Raw genomic sequence first — 1249 nt, 5'->3', positions numbered from 1 at the left:
ACGGTAACGATAGGGATCAGGAATACTTTGAGCGCGTATTTCAGTCTGCAAATATCAATTTTCTTATTGGATCAGGTGCCTCGCTGCCCGCTATAAATGTGCTTGCTAATATTGAAAAAGAATTACAAAAATTAATTAACAGTGAAAAAGAAAAAGAATATTTCGAGGAAGCATCTGCATTTCTTAAATCAGTGTGGGTGGCTAATAATATTTTGATCGGAAGAGAGTATGAATCGAAACTTTATCCAGAGGATAAAGTTTCTAACACTAAAAAGACGGAAAAATATTATGCAGATTTTTTGTCTTCAATAGAAAAAATTCTTACCCGACGAAGGACGGGGTTGCTGCCCCGCCGGGTTAATATATTCACTACTAATTATGACCTTTTTATTGAGGATGCTGCAACAAAAAATCATAATATTGAGGTTAATGATGGGTTTAGTCGTCGAGTGAATATTTTTAATCAGTATTCTTTTGATGCCGGAAGTTTCTACCGAAGTATACACGCCACCGGGAATTTGTATAACTATAGCGTTGAATTACCCACGGTAAACCTCATAAAACTGCACGGTTCTCTTTCATGGAAAAAAGAAGGAGATAATATAATATATTCTCTACAGGATTTACCACCTCTAAAATTCAAAGGACCGATTCATACTAAAAATTGGGTAAATAAGCATGCTATAATTTTGCCGAGAAAAGAAAAATTTAAAGAGACTCTTCTCGAGAACGTATACTATGATTTATTACGCACATACTCTAACGAGCTCGATAAAGAAGGCACCGTCCTTATTGTATTCGGTTTTTCGTTCGCGGATGAGCATATTGAACTTCTGACGAAGAAAGCCTTGCGCAATGCGACGCTTAAAATTCTTATTTTTGCTTATAATGAATCCGCGCTGGATATGTTTGTAGATAAGTTCAGGGATTTCTCCAATGTGGAAATAGTGTATCTTCCTGGGGGAACGCTGGAATTTTGCAACCTCAATCACATTATTACGAACTATCTACGTGGTTAATGATGAATACTAATTTTGTCGACGAAGAGTCTATTTTACGTGTCGGAGAAGTGTGCGAAGTTTCTGGCAGAATGGTTACGATCCTTGTGGATAAGAATAAGAACCTGAGTGACCTATTCTACCAAGGGAAGGTTTTAAAAAATGTTTCAGTAGGCAGCTTTATCGAGATCAAAAAAGGGTTTATGAGCCTTATCGGTAAGGTCTGTCTCTTATACAAATCTGCTTGAAAA

The 1249-nt window shown here is 36.7% G+C and carries 1 protein-coding gene; it reads left to right on the top strand.

The features are described from left to right. The coding region (locus tag AACW11_RS18145) for an SIR2 family protein (RefSeq protein ID WP_212587047.1) at nucleotides 1-1019 on the top strand (1019 nt) is incomplete at its 5' end. Between the last annotated feature and the right edge of the window lie 230 nt (nucleotides 1020-1249).

Source organism: Yersinia sp. Marseille-Q3913, from assembly GCF_963892745.1.
In the GTDB taxonomy this organism is placed as follows: domain Bacteria; phylum Pseudomonadota; class Gammaproteobacteria; order Enterobacterales; family Enterobacteriaceae; genus Yersinia; species Yersinia bercovieri.
Note: the sequence above shows the minus strand (reverse complement) of the source record. Positions and strands in the feature narration are given on the sequence as shown.